11 protein-coding genes are annotated in these 14,466 nt (G+C 66.9%); 5 read left to right on the top strand and 6 right to left on the bottom strand.

The window, feature by feature from the left end; translation table 11 throughout:
- Positions 1–231: 231 nt before the first annotated feature.
- Positions 232–2,337 carry an elongation factor G gene (fusA, locus tag CY652_RS16715; protein ID WP_102131833.1) on the top strand — a complete coding sequence of 702 codons (2,106 nt, stop codon included), beginning with the start codon at positions 232–234 and terminating at the stop codon, positions 2,335–2,337.
- Between the two features lie 59 nt (positions 2,338–2,396).
- Entirely contained in the window at positions 2,397–2,903 is a 507-nt protein-coding gene (locus CY652_RS16710) for a cupin domain-containing protein (protein WP_102131932.1), read from the top strand.
- A gap of 14 nt (positions 2,904–2,917) precedes the next feature.
- Here CY652_RS16710 and CY652_RS16705 read toward each other — a convergent pair whose 3' ends face one another.
- Both CY652_RS16705 and CY652_RS16700 read right to left on the bottom strand, forming a co-directional pair.
- A complete protein-coding gene (locus tag CY652_RS16705) occupies positions 2,918–3,766 on the bottom strand; it encodes an aldo/keto reductase (RefSeq protein WP_102131832.1) in 849 nt (282 codons plus the stop codon).
- Between the two features lie 137 nt (positions 3,767–3,903).
- Entirely contained in the window at positions 3,904–5,325 is a 1,422-nt protein-coding gene (locus CY652_RS16700; protein WP_102131831.1) for a CoA transferase, read from the bottom strand.
- A gap of 193 nt (positions 5,326–5,518) precedes the next feature.
- On the opposite strand from CY652_RS16700, the gene mdtD reads away from it, so the two are divergent.
- Both mdtD and CY652_RS16690 read left to right on the top strand, forming a co-directional pair.
- Complete coding sequence (mdtD, locus tag CY652_RS16695) at positions 5,519–6,964, top strand: multidrug transporter subunit MdtD (RefSeq protein WP_102131830.1); 1,446 nt, start codon at positions 5,519–5,521, stop codon at positions 6,962–6,964.
- A 237-nt stretch (positions 6,965–7,201) separates the two neighbouring features.
- Positions 7,202–8,470 carry an EAL domain-containing protein gene (locus CY652_RS16690; RefSeq protein WP_102131829.1) on the top strand — a complete coding sequence of 423 codons (1,269 nt, stop codon included), beginning with the start codon at positions 7,202–7,204 and terminating at the stop codon, positions 8,468–8,470.
- Between the two features lie 68 nt (positions 8,471–8,538).
- Here the strand turns inward: CY652_RS16690 and CY652_RS16685 are convergent, their stop codons facing one another.
- A complete protein-coding gene (locus tag CY652_RS16685; protein WP_146010124.1) occupies positions 8,539–10,227 on the bottom strand; it encodes a hypothetical protein in 1,689 nt (562 codons plus the stop codon).
- Between the two features lie 309 nt (positions 10,228–10,536).
- Complete coding sequence (locus tag CY652_RS16680) at positions 10,537–11,139, bottom strand: TetR/AcrR family transcriptional regulator (RefSeq protein WP_258002343.1); 603 nt, start codon at positions 11,137–11,139, stop codon at positions 10,537–10,539.
- 63 nt (positions 11,140–11,202) lie between these two features.
- Here CY652_RS16680 and CY652_RS16675 point away from each other — a divergent pair, with 63 nt between their 5' ends.
- Positions 11,203–11,796, top strand: a complete 594-nt coding sequence (locus CY652_RS16675) for an isochorismatase family protein (RefSeq protein ID WP_102131826.1) — start codon at positions 11,203–11,205, stop codon at positions 11,794–11,796.
- A gap of 110 nt (positions 11,797–11,906) precedes the next feature.
- Here the strand turns inward: CY652_RS16675 and sodB are convergent, their stop codons facing one another.
- Together sodB and xseA are read right to left on the bottom strand one after the other, a co-directional pair.
- On the bottom strand, positions 11,907–12,485 hold the full coding sequence (sodB, locus tag CY652_RS16670; RefSeq protein WP_102131825.1) for a superoxide dismutase [Fe]: 579 nt from the start codon (positions 12,483–12,485) through the stop codon (positions 11,907–11,909).
- Positions 12,486–12,789: 304 nt separating this feature from the next.
- Positions 12,790–14,184, bottom strand: coding sequence for an exodeoxyribonuclease VII large subunit (gene xseA, locus CY652_RS16665; RefSeq protein ID WP_102131824.1), 1,395 nt, complete (start codon positions 14,182–14,184; stop codon positions 12,790–12,792).
- Positions 14,185–14,466 lie beyond the last annotated feature (282 nt).

Genomic DNA, 14,466 nt, shown 5'->3' with positions numbered 1-14,466 from the left:
GGCCGGTGCCGTCAATTCAGGCACAGGCTTCCCCATTGCCGCCTCGTGCCGGTTCGACGCATACCCGGGACCGCGCCGCGCAGCCGCCCAGCAAACGCACGGGGTTCGCGCTATGCTGGAACCCGCTGACGCGCGGGCACGGGCCGTGCTCGCGTTGCGCCGGACGACGGCGCGCAGCCCGGCCCATTTCCGCCATTCCAGGCCATTCCAGGCCATTCCAGGGAGAGTACCGTGCCCCGCAAGACCCCTATCGAGCGCTATCGCAACATCGGGATCAGCGCTCACATCGATGCCGGCAAAACGACGACGACCGAGCGCATCCTGTTCTACACAGGCGTCAATCACAAGCTCGGCGAGGTTCACGACGGCGCGGCCACCATGGACTGGATGGAGCAGGAGCAGGAACGCGGCATCACCATCACGTCGGCCGCGACGACCGCTTTCTGGAAAGGCATGGCCGGCAACTATCCGGAGCACCGCATCAACATCATCGATACGCCGGGACACGTCGACTTCACGATCGAAGTCGAACGCTCCATGCGCGTGCTCGACGGCGCCTGCATGGTGTACGACTCGGTAGGCGGCGTGCAGCCGCAATCGGAAACCGTCTGGCGTCAGGCCAACAAGTACAAGGTGCCGCGCATCGCGTTCGTCAACAAGATGGACCGCGTCGGCGCCGACTTTTTCCGCGTGCAGCGGCAGATCGGCGAGCGGCTCAAGGGCGTCGCCGTGCCGATCCAGATTCCGGTCGGCGCCGAGGATCACTTCCAGGGCGTGGTCGATCTCGTGAAGATGAAGGCCGTCGTCTGGGACGATGCGAGCCAGGGCGTCAAGTTCCAGTACGAGGACATTCCGGCAGACCTCGTCGAGCTCGCGCACGAATGGCGCGAAAAGATGATCGAGGCGGCCGCCGAAGCGGACGAAACGCTGCTCGAGAAGTACCTCGAGGACCACGAGAGCCTGACCGAGGACGAAATCAAGGCGGGCCTGAGAAAGCGCACGATCGCCAATGAAATCGTGCCGATGCTCTGCGGCAGCGCGTTCAAGAACAAGGGCGTGCAGGCGATGCTCGACGCGGTGATCGACTATCTGCCCTCGCCCGTCGACGTGCCCGCGATTCTCGGGCACGACCTGCAGGACCGCGAGGCCGAGCGCCATCCGAGCGACGACGAGCCGTTCTCGGCGCTCGCGTTCAAGATCATGACCGATCCGTTCGTCGGCCAGTTGATCTTCTTCCGCGTCTATTCGGGCGTGGTCGGATCGGGCGACACCGTGCTCAACGCGACGAAGGACAAGAAGGAGCGCCTCGGCCGGATTCTGCAGATGCACGCGAACGAGCGCCACGAGATCAAGGAGGTGCGCGCGGGCGACATCGCCGCGGCCGTCGGCCTCAAGGAAGCGACCACGGGCGACACGCTGTGCGACCCGAACCACGTCATCATTCTCGAAAAAATGGTGTTCCCCGAGCCGGTGATCTCGCAGGCCGTCGAGCCGAAAACCAAGGCCGACCAGGAAAAGATGGGCATTGCGCTGAATCGTCTCGCGCAGGAAGACCCGTCGTTCCGCGTGAACACCGACGAGGAGTCGGGGCAGACGATCATCTCCGGGATGGGCGAGTTGCACCTCGAAATTCTCGTCGACCGGATGAAGCGCGAGTTCGGCGTGGATGCGACGGTGGGCAAGCCGCAGGTGGCGTATCGCGAAACGGTGCGCAACAAGGTCGAGGGCGTCGAGGGCAAGTTCGTCAAGCAGTCGGGCGGGCGCGGCCAGTACGGCCACGCCGTCATCACGCTCGAACCGCAGGAACAGGGCAAGGGCTACGAGTTCGTCGACGCGATCAAGGGCGGCGTGATTCCGCGCGAGTTCATCCCGGCCGTGGACAAGGGCATCCTCGACACGCTCAAGAGCGGTGTGCTCGCGGGCTACCCGGTCGTGGACGTGAAGGTGACGCTGACGTTCGGCTCGTACCACGACGTCGATTCGAACGAAAACGCGTTCCGCATGGCCGGTTCGATGGCGTTCAAGGACGCCATGCGCCGCGCGAAGCCGGTGCTGCTCGAACCGATGATGGCCGTCGAGGTGGAGACGCCCGAGGACTTCATGGGCAACGTGATGGGCGACCTGTCGAGCCGGCGCGGCATCGTGCAGGGGATGGAGGACATCGCGGGCGGCGGCGGCAAGATCGTGCGCGCCGAGGTGCCGTTGTCCGAAATGTTCGGTTACTCGACGTCGCTGCGCTCGCTGACGCAAGGCCGCGCGACCTACACGATGGAATTCAAGCACTACGCGGAAACGCCGCAGAACGTCGCCGAATCGATCGTCAACACCCGGCGGTAATGACCCAGCGCCTGCGCGAAACGCTACGCGCGCAGACGGCCCGTTCCCGAGGACATGCAATGAGCGACGAACACGCAGCGGGCGGCACTCCGCCCCACCCGGCCCCCGACTGGCGCGAACACGGCGTCAAGGTGATCCGCGGCGACCAGCTCGACCCGAACACGGCGCAGACGCCCGGCATGAACCGCGCGGCCGCGATCAACGCGGCGCGCGTCGGCGCGCAGAAAATCTGGGCCGGCACCGTAACGATCCATCCCGACGCGAAGACGGGCGCGCATCATCACGGCGCGCTCGAGAGCGTCATCTACGTAGTGCGCGGCCACGCGCGGATGCGCTGGGGCGAGCAGCTCGAATTCACCGCCGAGGCCGGCCCCGGCGACTTCATCTTCGTGCCGCCCTACGTGCCGCATCAGGAAATCAACGCGAGCACCGACGAGCCGCTCGAGTGCGTGCTGGTGCGCAGCGACAACGAGGCCGTGGTCGTCAACCTCGACATCGACGCGGTCGAGCAACCGGAAACGGTCTACTGGGTCGATCCGATCCACCGTCACCCGCACGGGCACTGAGGCCCGTTACGGCGTTACAGCATTTCCAGCGCCTGCTTGCCGCGCGGCGGCTTGAAGTACGCGTCGAGTTGCGCACATTCTTCCGCCGTCAGCGAGAGGTCGAGCGCCGCGCGATTCTCGCGGACGTGTTCGCTGCGCGCGGCCTTCGGAATGGCGCAGATGCGGGGCTCGCGCAACGCCCAGGCCAGCGCGACCTGATACGGAGACACGCCGCGCGCCCGGGCGACGTCGTCGAGCGGCGAGCGCGCCGGCAGCCGCGCGTGATCGACCGGGCTGTAGGCCATCACCGGCATCGAGCGCGCCGCGCACCACGGCAGCAGGTCGAACTCGGGCCCGCGCCGCGCCACGTTGTACAGAACCTGGTTGCTCGCGCACGCGTCGCCGTGCGGCACCGAGAACAGTTCCTCCATGTCCGCCGTGTCGAAATTGCTCACGCCCCAGTAGCGAATCTTGCCGGCGCGGCGCAGCGCCTCGAACCCTTCCACGGTCTGCGCGAGCGGCACGCTGCCGCGCCAGTGCAGCAGATACAGGTCGAGGCGGTCGGTACCGAGCCGCGCGAGGCTCGCCTCGCAGGCGGCCTCGACGCCGCGCCGGCTCGCATGGTGCGGATAGACCTTGCTGACGAGGAACACCTCGTCGCGCAGCCCGCCGCGCAGCGCCTCGCCGACGAGCATTTCGGTCGCGCCGTCGCCGTACATCTCGGCCGTGTCGATCAGCGTCATGCCGAGGGCCACGCCTTCGCGCAATGCGGCCAGTTCGGCGGCGCGCCGCGAAGAGCGCTCGCCCATGCCCCAGGTGCCGAGGCCGAGCCTCGGCATGGGCGCGCCGTCGGGCAGCAGGACGCTGGCTTGATGGGTTGCCATGATTTCTCCTTCGTCGAGGCATGAATTGACCGACGGCGGCGCGCCGGCCGATGCAACCGAGTGTAGCGCGCCCGATACGCCGCGGCGCCTCCTTCCGCATCGACCAGCCTCATCGCGAAACCGCGCAAACGGCCGGATCAGGCATCCCAACGCGGCGCGTCGGTGCCGACCGGCACGGGCGGCCGCGCATGAAACGGCGGCGTCGACTCCAGCCGCTCGGCCGGCGCGACGACGCGCAAACGGCCGAACGGCGAATCGAGCGTCGTCAGGCAGTCCGTCAGGTCGTCGGCGCCCACCTCGGGCGCGCGCCGGCCGTCGGCCACTTGCCCCATCGACTGAAGCCAGCGTCCGGTCTGCGCGAGCGACAGCCGCACGTGCCAGCTCCCGCCCTCGGTCGCGCGACGGGCCAACGCGACCATCGCGCCGAACGCGGCCAGATAGCCGGTCGCATGGTCGAGCGCCTGGCAGGGCAACGCCTGCGGCGCGTCGAACGGCGGACTACCGGCCGGACGCTCGCCCGCCGCCGCGCAGCTTTCGTCCCAGACGATGCCGCTCGCCGTCTGCACGAGGCTGTCGAAGCCCCGCCGCTGCGCCCACGGTCCGCGATGTCCGTAGGCGCAAATCGACACGTAGACGATGCCGGGCCGCAGCCGCGCCAGCGCCTCGGGACCGAAACCGCGCGCGTCGAGCGCGCCGGGCCGGTACGCCTGCAGGAACACGTCGGCTTCGCGGGCCAGCGCGCGCAACTGTTCGCGCGCTGCTTCATCGCGCAGATCGAGCGTGGCCGAGCGCTTGCCCCGGCCGTTGTCGATCACGAGCGGCGCGACGTTCGGCAGATGCGGGCCGTTGACGAGCAGCACGTCGGCACCGTGCTGCGCCAGCGTGCGGCCGGCCACGGGCCCGGCGATGATGCGCGTGAGATCGAGCACGCGCGTGCCCGCGAGCGGCCGCAACGGCGCGCCGCGGCCCGGCGCTTCGGGCGGCGCGTCGCCGATTCGCTCGATCTCGAAGAGCGGCAGGCCCGCGATGGCCTCGGCCTGCGCCAGCGCGGCCCACTCGCGCGGCGCGCGCAGCAGCGCCGCGCACAGGCCCGCGTCGGCCAGCACGCGATCGAGTGCCTCGCCCTCCCACCCGCGGATGGCGGCGGCGACCGCCTCCCGCTCGCCGCCGCAGCCGAGCACCGCGAGAATGCCCTGCAGATGATGCGGGAAGTTGGCATGGAGCTGGATCCAGCGGCCGTCGCGCGTCTCGAAGAAACTCGTCACCGGGTGCCTGAGCAGCGGCGGCGGACCGCCGTCGACGAGCAGATGATGCTCGCTGCGAAACGCCGCCAGCGCGCGCCTCACGTCGATTCCGACACGCTGTTCGCGGCCGCCGCGCAACCGGAAGCACTGCGCCGCGGCCAATCCCGCCGCGCCGATCGAGGCGGCCGCGAGCGCGCCGATGCGATGGACGGACGGCAGGCCCGGGTCGCTTCCGGCGATGTCGAGACGATCAAGCGCCGCCGGATCGCACCGGGCCAGCGTCCACAGGTATTCGAGGGCTTCGCGTGGCGTCATGGCATGGCAGAAAAGGGCGTCGCCGGATATCGGAAGAAAGGCGGCTGCAGGCGCCGCATCTCTACTGTACGCCGCGTCGCGGCGCCGCGCAGCGACTGGCGCACCCCTCGCGCCGCAGCCGGCAAAGGTGCGTCGTTCTCCTCTTTTTCCCTACAATGGCGGCTGCCCGAGACCGTAGAGGCCCTCCCAACTCATGTCCGTCCCGACCTCGCCCGTCGCACCGAGCCCGTCGCCGCACGCGCTCACCGTCATGCTGTGGATCGTCGCCACCGGCTTCTTCATGCAGACGCTCGACACCACCATCGTCAACACGGCGCTGCCGGCCATGGCGCAGGGGCTCGGCGAGAGGCCGCTCAGCATGCAGTCGGTCGTGATCGCGTATTCGCTGACGATGGCCGTGATGATCCCCGTCTCGGGCTGGCTCGCGGATAAACTCGGCACGCGCCGCGTGTTCTTCAGCGCGATCCTCGTGTTCACGGTCGGCTCGCTGCTGTGCGCGAACGCGCATACGCTGACGCAGCTCGTCCTTTGGCGCGTGGCCCAGGGCGTGGGCGGCGCGATGCTGCTGCCGGTCGGCCGGCTCGCGGTGCTGCGCACGGTGCCGGCCGAGCGCTATCTGCCGGCGCTCTCGTTCGTCGCGATTCCGGGACTGATCGGCCCGCTGATCGGTCCGACGCTCGGCGGCTGGCTCGTGCAGATCGCCTCGTGGCACTGGATCTTTCTCATCAACGTGCCGGTCGGCGCGCTCGGCTGCATCGCGACGTTCTTCTTCATGCCCGACGCGCGCAACGCGGACACGCCGAGGTTCGACCTGGCCGGCTATCTGCTGCTCGTCGCGGGCATGGTCGCGATCTCGTTCGCGCTCGACGGTCGCGCAGAACTCGGCATCCAGCATGCCACCGTGCTCGTGCTGCTGATCCTGAGCCTCGCCGCGTTCGTCGCCTACGGGCTGCACGCGGTGCGCGTGCCGCACCCGATCTTCTCGCTCGATCTGTTCAAAATCCACACGTTCAGCGTAGGGCTGCTCGGCAACCTGTTCGCGCGCATCGGCAGCGGTGCGATGCCCTATCTGATTCCGCTGCTGCTCCAGGTCGCGCTCGGTTACAGCGCGTTCGACGCCGGCCTGATGATGCTGCCGACGGCCGCCGCGGGCATGACCTCGAAGCGCCTCGCGACGAAGCTGATCCTGCGCTACGGCTACCGCGGCGTACTCGTCTCCAACACGGTGCTGGTCGGCCTCGCGATGGCGAGCTTCGCGCTCGCGCGCGCCGGCGAGCCGCTGTGGCTGCGCCTCGGGCAACTGGCATTCTTCGGCGCCGTGAACTCGCTGCAGTTCACGGCCATGAACACGCTCACGCTCAAGGACCTCGGCACCGGCGGCGCGAGCAGCGGCAACAGCCTGTTTTCGCTCGTGCAAATGCTCGCGATGAGCCTCGGGGTCACGGTGGCCGGCGCGCTGCTCACGACCTTCACGGGAATCCTGCCGCGCGTGACGCAATCGAACGCGCTGCCGGCGTTCCACGCGACGTTCCTCTGCGTCGGAATCATCACGGCCGGCTCGTCGTGGATCTTCGCGCAGCTCTCGCCGGAAGTGCGCCGCCCCGTGAAGAAGACCACCGATCCGTCGGAGCGGACCTGAGCGGACCGGGAAGCCGGGCAGCCGGGCGCGCGGGCGGACTTCGACGCCCTTCGCGCACCGTTCATGTGCAACCCGCGACCGTACACGGTGCGCGCCGCGCGTGTCGTCCCGGCCCGCGCGGCGCGCAGCCGCCCTGCCCCGCGCCGCGGCAATGCGCATGCTTCTTGCTGACCTATCCTGTAGACTTGACGCTCCCGCGTGCCGTCCGCTCCGCGCGCCCTCTATTCCACAACGAGCATGATCGACCTCGATCCCCCCGGCTTCCAGTCGCCGCGCCCGGTCGCGAGCGAGGAAGGCAACCGGCGAACCGTGCTGTACGGCGGCTACACCGTCTTCAGCGTGTTTCAGCCGGTGTTCTCGGTCGCCCACCGGCGCGCGATCGGCTATCACGCATCGCTGCGCGTGCACGACGAGCACGGCCAGCAGGCGCCCTCGCAGGAAGTCTTCACGCAGGCCGCGCGCCGCGGCGATCTGCTCGAATTGGGCCGCCTTGCCGAATCGCTGCATCTGGGCAATTTCAACGCATTCGACTCGCACGACGAATGGCTCTTTCTGAGCCTGCATCCGGCCGCGCTGATGGACACGAGCTACGGCGACGCGCTGCTCGCCGGGCTGAAGGCGCTCGGCCTGCCGCCGCAACGGGTCGTGCTGGAAGTCTCGGAGCAGGCCGGCGGCGAAACCACGCGCTTCGCCGAAATCATCGACATGCTGCGCAAATCGGGCTTCCTGATCGCGCTCGACGGCTTCGGCGCCAAGCACTCGAACATCGACCGCGTCTGGCATCTGCGCCCGGACATCGTCACGCTCGATCGCGGCCTGCTGACCCAGGCGAGCCGTCATCTGCACATCGAGCGGGTGCTGCCGGGCCTCGTCTCGATGCTCCACGAATCGGGTCAGCTCGTGCTGATGGGCGACCTCGTCACCGAACGCGACGCGCTGATCGCGCTCGAATGCAACGCCGATTTCGTTCAGGGCGCCTACTTCGCCCGGCCCGACGTGGAGCCGGTCAAACCCGAAGCGGCGGCCCGGCTGATGGATGCGCTGTCGGCACGTCTGCGCGAGCGCGTGAGCGCGCGCGAGAAGACCCAGGCGACGCGCCTCGCGCCCTACGCGAGCGCGCTCGAAGCGGCCAGCGCGCGGCTGGCCGACGGCGCGAGCATGGCCGACGCGACGCTGCCGCTCCTCGGTCTCGACCAGACCGCGCGCTGCTTCCTGCTCGACGCGTCGGGCCGGCAAATCGGCGACAACGTGCTGCCGGACGGCCGCGCCACGCAGCGCGCCAAGCGCTTCCGGCCGCTGCTGCATTCGGAAGGCGCGAGCTGGGAGCGGCGCCCGTATTTCATCGAGGCGGTCCGCGCGCCGGGCCGCGTGCATCTCACGCCGCCCTACCTGTCGATCAACGAGGCGCACCTGTGCGTGACCGCCTCGATCGCGGCGCGCACCGCGCGCGGCCTGCAGGTGCTTTGCGTCGACATCAACTGGGAAGTGGCTGCGCACCGCGGCTAACGCGCGCTACGCGAACCGGGTGGACGGCACCACCGCCCCATTCGACGGATGCCGACGTTTTTCGCAGGCTATCCCTGATTAACCGGAAAATCATCCAGACCGTCGTCGAGACGCGAAAGCGTCTCGATCAAGAGGTTCTGCCGGGACACCATGTTGGTGTAGTGCGCCGCATTTTCGCTACCGTACATGTACGGCCTCACAATTTCCCCCGGACTGTCGTACAACTTGAGGGATGCCTTGCGCGGCCCGAACTCCGGACTGCTATCGTGATACTCCGTCTTCAGTACGACGGAACCGGCTTCTTCTGCTGACTGCGGCAGTATCAGATGCCTCACCCCTAAATCCTGACAGACGGAGATGCTGCCTTTGCCCTCGGCAAGCACGAGGCTGGCTTTCGACATCACGAGGTTATTGACATCGAGCGGCAGTTGACCCGCACGCACGACTAGCGGCATCGCATTATCCTGCTTCAGCTTTTCCGAAAACTCCTCGTCGTTCAGATCCACCTCGCCGGCATGTTTCGGAACGTCCTTGTCCCCCGCAATCAGGATGACAGGACGAGCGTCGCCTTTCCGGACTGCGCCGCGATACATGCCTTCAAGCAACGCCTCGCGCTTGTCCGACGGCGTCTGATGGAAGCCGTAGGCATAGAGTAGCGGTGGCGATCTGTCGAGCAGGGCCCGCAGATTCTTTTTAGCGGTTTCGGACAAGGTACTGTTCTCGACCGCCGTGTCGTTGACGACCACGGGAAAGCGGGCGTCCTGTTCTATTTCGGCAGGCAGCTCGTGTCGATTGCCCGCCACGAAAATGCGGCGCCGCTCGGGGCGATGGTCCCTGTCGTTCAGGAACACCTGTGTGACCACCCCCTCGTTTCCGTTGCAGTCCTTGTGGCCGGTTTCGTCAGTCGGGCCGGCGAGCAACAGCGTTTTCTTTCCGCTTTTCCCCAAATCGGCGATGTCCATGAAGCGCACGTTGCGGGCGCTGCCCAACTCGGGCGCCAGCGTCCTCAACTTGTCCGCCGTCGTCGTCACTTCCGGCTGGGATATGCGAAAGTCGATTTCGACGGTCGTCTTTCCCGGCAACTGGAGCAACTCTCTCCTGCATTGTTGCTCGTCCTCATATAAATCGTGCGGACCCTCCAGTAACGTGGCATGAGCATGGCCGAACGTGATGTAGTCGTCGATATCGGACATACTCGTCCTTTGCGCAGAAACCGACTTCCCGAACTTGATGTGATTGCCGTCCAGGGAATAGTCGTCGATATGTTTGTCGGCAGAGGCAAAAGCTTCAAGAAAACCCTGCTCATCGAACTCTTCATTTTCGGGAACCTGAACCTTTATCTTCACCTGCTGTTCCCAAGGCTTTATTTCACTTTCCGGCGTCGCGATGTGGACAGTCTGACCCGACGCCAGCAAGTTCGTCCTGAGGTCGTGAATCATCCGGGCCGCAATCGCCTGCATTCCGTAATTCGGCGTGTTGGGCACATAGACAACGACTTCGTCGAACGTGCCTAAATAAGACGCTGCCTTTTGCGTCTTGCGCAACTCGTCAGCGGAGAGGGCACTCGCGGGAACGGCGGCAGTGTTCCGGGAGTCGTCCGTCGGCGTGGCGCCAACGGTGTTGACAGCCGCCGCACCGGACATGCGAAACGACGGTGCCGCATGCCGACCGCCGGCACTCTCGTCGAGAGGACGGCCGTTGTTCCCGCCTTCCGATTCCTGGGCACGCGCAGAAAACCTCGCCAGCCTCGAATCCATGGCCGGCGACTGCGAACGGGAGCGCTCCTTTGGGGACTCCAAAGGCCGCTGAATGGGATGATCGGAATTCCCGATGGAGGGGGAATTCTTGCTTGATCGCTCGACGTGCATGTTGCCGTACCGTACCTGGAATCAACGGAAACGATGATAAGTCGGCTTTTCTCGCTCCCCCCGCCCGATTGCGAAAAGGCCGCGGTCAATCCGAACATCCGCACGGTCAGAACGGCCAGTTGGACCCGGCACCGATCTTCGGCCCCGTCGTTACCGGAACCCACGACCGGCTCCGACCGTCCACCGCCCCCTTCCTGCTCACCCAAGCCGCCCGGCCAGCCACGCCGACAGCACGCCCTTGTACTCCGCGACGAGCAGCTTGCGCTCTTTCGGCTTCGCGACGGCATAGAGCGGATTGAGACTCTTCATGACCTGCAGCATGACCTCGGCGATCCGGTAGGCCTCGTCGGCGTCGAGCGACGCGTTGTAGCGCTGGAACAGCACGGCGAAGCGCCGGCGCAGCCGGTTGCGCGCGGCGACATCGCGCCGGAACCCGAGCGGCACAGAAAGCAGCGTCAGATACGCCGGATAGGCCTCCATCAACCCGATCATCAGGTCGAAGAGCCGTTCGACGAGATCCGGCAGCGGCACGGGCTCGCCCGCTTCGATGAGAGCGCTGAAACGCGCGTCCATCTCGTCGCCGCAACGCCGGCGCAGTTCGAACGCAAGCGCCTCCTTGTTCGGAAAGTACTGGTACGAAGCGCCGATCGACATGCCGGCCAGTTGTGCGATCTGCGTCATCGTCGCCGCCTCGAAGCCGCGTTCGGCAATCACGTTGCCGGCGGCCTCGAGCAGCGCGTCGACCGTACGCGCCGAGCGCTCCTGCCGCGGCACGCGCCGCGCCACTGCGGAATCGGCCATATCTGAAAGCCCCCTCATATTCCGGTATCATCGTGCGGGTTAATCCTCACACACAGGTGCCCCATGACGCAAGCTCCGTCCACCCTGCCCCTTACGCTCGACGCCCCCACAACGGCGCTCGTGCTGATCGACCTCCAGCACGGCATCGTCGGCCGTACGCTCGCGCCTTACTCCGGGCCGCAGGTCGTCGCGAACGCGAAACGCATCGCCGATGCGCTGCGCATGAAAGGCGGAACGGTCGTGTTCGTGCGCGTGCAGATCGAAGACCTGCTGCATCTGCCGGCCGACACGCCGATGCGCGCCCCCGATGCGCCGCCGCCCCCGCCCGAGGCGTCCCAGCTCGTGCCGGAAGCCGGCGTGCAGCCCGGCGACCTCGTCGTGACCAAGCGCCAGTGGGGCGCGTTCTACGGCACGGATCTCGAACAGCAGTTGCGCCGGCGCGGCATCGGGACGATCGTGCTCGGCGGCATCGCCACCAATTTCGGCGTCGAGTCGACGGCGCGGCAGGCGTTCGATCAGGGCTGGCGCCTCGTGTTCGTCGAAGACGCCACTTCGAGTCTCGCCGGCGACATGCACCGTTTCACGATGGACCGGGTGTTCCGCCTCATGGGCCACGTCCGCACGACCGACGAGGTCATCGGCGCGTTGGGCGCGTAGGTCCGACTGGGACCGAACACCGGCCAGGCCCGAAAAAGAAAAAAAGCCCTCGCTCGGAGGGCTTTTTTTCGCCATTCCACCGGGAGGGAACGGCTGGACGGCGCCTTGCCTTACGCGAAGTTCTTCGCGGCGAAGTCCCAGTTCACGATGTTCCAGAACGCTTCGACGAACTTCGGACGGGCGTTGCGATAATCGATGTAGTAGGCGTGTTCCCACACGTCGATGGTGACGAGCGGCTTCGCGTCGGTCGTGAGCGGCGTCGCGGCGTTGCTCGTCGAGACGATGTCGAGCGAACCATCGGCCTTCTTCACGAGCCACGTCCAGCCCGAACCGAAGTTGCCGACCGCGGCCTTCGTGAACGCTTCCTTGAACGCGTCGTAGGAACCCCACTTCGCGTTGATCGCGTCGCCGAGCGGACCCTTCGGCGCACCGCCGCCGTTCGGCGACAGACCGTTCCAGAAGAACGTGTGATTCCAGATTTGCGCTGCGTTGTTGAACACGCCGCCGGACGACTTCTTGATGATCTCTTCGAGCGACAGCTTCTCGAATTCGGTGCCCGGAATCAGATTGTTCAGATTCGTGACGTAAGCCTGATGATGCTTGCCGTAGTGAAACTCGAGCGTCTCTTCCGACAGGTGCGGGGCAAGGGCGTTCTTCGCGTACGGCAGCGGCGGGAGCGTAAATGACATGATGCAGTTCCTTATGTCGTGTGTTATGGGGAAAGTCTGCGTGACACTGGCATGGAGCACTCGATTGTAGGCGACTTGGAATAACCCCGCAAACGCACTGCCTTTAACAGACGGCACCGAACGCACGGGGAACGCCATCGCCCGAATGGCGTCGCTGCAACGGCACAGCGCACGCAACAGCGAATGCGCGAGACGCGCGAAAAACGAACGCAAACGGACCAACATGCGCATCCGCCGCGCGCCACACGTCGTCGTCACCCAGACGTCATCGCTCCAGCAAACGACGCGCCCGCGACGCAGGCTTTCAGAAGCTGTCCGCGAGGCGCGGCTGCACGTCGGCCAGCGCGACGTCGGCGCTGCCTTCGGCCAGATGAACGGTGAGCCGTCGGCCGGGCTTGAGCGAAGCGGGCGCGCGTACGGCGGCGCCGCTTTGCACGTCGAGCAACGCCGCATAGCCGCGCTCGAAGGTCCGTTGCGGACTCAGCACCTCGAGCCGCGCCGCCAGCTCCGAGACGCGCGCCTGCGTGCGCTCGCGCCGCCGCCCGAACACGCCGTCGAGCCGCAGCGCCAGCGCCTGAACCCTCGCCTGCCGCGCGGCAGGATCGGGACGCGCGCGCTGCCAGCGCATCTGCACGACGTCGAGTCGCGCGCGCGCATCGGCCGCCGCGCGCGCGCCCGCGGATGCGAGACGAATCTGCAGTTGCCGCAAATGCGCGTGCTGCTGCGCAAGCCGATCGGCAGGCGAAATCAATCGGCGCGCCAGCCAGTCGAGCTGCTGCCCGCGTCGCTCGAGCATGCGGCCGAATCCGCGCGCGAGCAACGCACGCCGCTCGTCGAGATCGCGCAACAGCAACGCGCGCTGCGGACTCGCCAGCTCGGCCGCGCCGGTCGGCGTGGGCGCGCGCACGTCGGCGGCGAAATCGGCGATCGTGAAGTCGGTTTCGTGACCGACCCCGCTCACGACCGGGATATCGCTCGCCGCAATCGCGCGGGCCAGCGCTTCGTCGTTGAAGGCCCAGAGGTCTTCGATCGAGCCCCCGCCGCGGCACACCACGAGCACGTCGACCTCGCCGCGCGCGTTGGCCGTCTCCACCATCGCCGTCAGCTTTTCGGCCGCGCCTGCGCCCTGCACGGGCGCCGGATAGACGATCACGGACACGTGCGGCGCCCGGCGGCTCAGCGTCGTCAGCACGTCGCGCAGCGCGGCGGCCTGCATGGACGTGACGACCCCGATGGCGCGCGGATGCGCGGGCAACGCGCGCTTGCGGGCCGGGTCGAACAGCCCCTCGGCTTCGAGTTTCGCCTTGAGCCGCAAAAATGCCTCGTAAAGCTGGCCCTGCCCGGTGCGCCGCACGGCCTCGACGTTCAGTTGCAACTCGCCGCGCGGCTCGTACATGGTCACGAGCGCGTGCACCTCGATGCGGTCGCCCTCGCGCGGTGTGAATTCCGCGTATTGCGCGCGGCCGCGGAACATGACGCAGCGAATTTGCGCCTGGGCGTCCTTGATCGAGAAATACCAGTGGCCGCTCGCCGCGCGCGTGAAATTCGACACCTCGCCGGCCACCCAGGCGAGCGGAAACGAGCGCTCGAGCATGGCGCCGATCGCGCGATTCAGCGCTGAGACGGGAATGACGACGTCGGGAGATGCGCCCGGCGACGGGGAAAAGAAACGGCGATCGAAGGAGCGGTCGGAATTCATGGGATGAACGAGTCGAAACACGGCTGGACAGACGATAGACCGACCGGCCGGGCGGCGTCCAGCGCCCGATACCAACGATCACAAACACCTTCGAGGTGTCCACACTGTGTGCGCTACCCGGCACGGACCGCCCGAGCAAGCCGCGGCCCCATAAAAATATCCATATCCAGTTGATTTATATAGACTTTCCACCCACCCAAACGGTCCTCCTACCGATAGGAGGCCGCCATTTCGGGCTTGCCGCCGGCCTGGACGGCCGTTTCTCCACAAAGTTATCCACAA

The organism is Burkholderia sp. WAC0059 (genome assembly GCF_002870125.1).
Classification (GTDB): Bacteria; Pseudomonadota; Gammaproteobacteria; order Burkholderiales; family Burkholderiaceae; genus Paraburkholderia.
This window is presented reverse-complemented; position numbering and strand designations above follow the sequence as displayed.

Bases quoted from the DNA above. Each gene is read 5' to 3' on its own strand.
- CY652_RS16685 (WP_146010124.1), bottom strand. From the start codon at position 10,227: ATGGATTCGAGGCTGGCGAGGTTTTCTGCGCGTGCCCAGGAATCGGAA.
- sodB (WP_102131825.1), bottom strand. From the start codon at position 12,485: ATGTCATTTACGCTCCCGCCGCTGCCGTACGCGAAGAACGCCCTTGCC.
- xseA (WP_102131824.1), bottom strand. From the start codon at position 14,184: ATGAATTCCGACCGCTCCTTCGATCGCCGTTTCTTTTCCCCGTCGCCG.
- mdtD (WP_102131830.1), top strand. From the start codon at position 5,519: ATGTCCGTCCCGACCTCGCCCGTCGCACCGAGCCCGTCGCCGCACGCG.
- CY652_RS16675 (WP_102131826.1), top strand. From the start codon at position 11,203: ATGACGCAAGCTCCGTCCACCCTGCCCCTTACGCTCGACGCCCCCACA.
- CY652_RS16680 (WP_258002343.1), bottom strand. From the start codon at position 11,139: ATGGCCGATTCCGCAGTGGCGCGGCGCGTGCCGCGGCAGGAGCGCTCG.
- CY652_RS16700 (WP_102131831.1), bottom strand. From the start codon at position 5,325: ATGACGCCACGCGAAGCCCTCGAATACCTGTGGACGCTGGCCCGGTGC.
- CY652_RS16690 (WP_102131829.1), top strand. From the start codon at position 7,202: ATGATCGACCTCGATCCCCCCGGCTTCCAGTCGCCGCGCCCGGTCGCG.
- CY652_RS16705 (WP_102131832.1), bottom strand. From the start codon at position 3,766: ATGGCAACCCATCAAGCCAGCGTCCTGCTGCCCGACGGCGCGCCCATG.
- CY652_RS16710 (WP_102131932.1), top strand. From the start codon at position 2,397: ATGAGCGACGAACACGCAGCGGGCGGCACTCCGCCCCACCCGGCCCCC.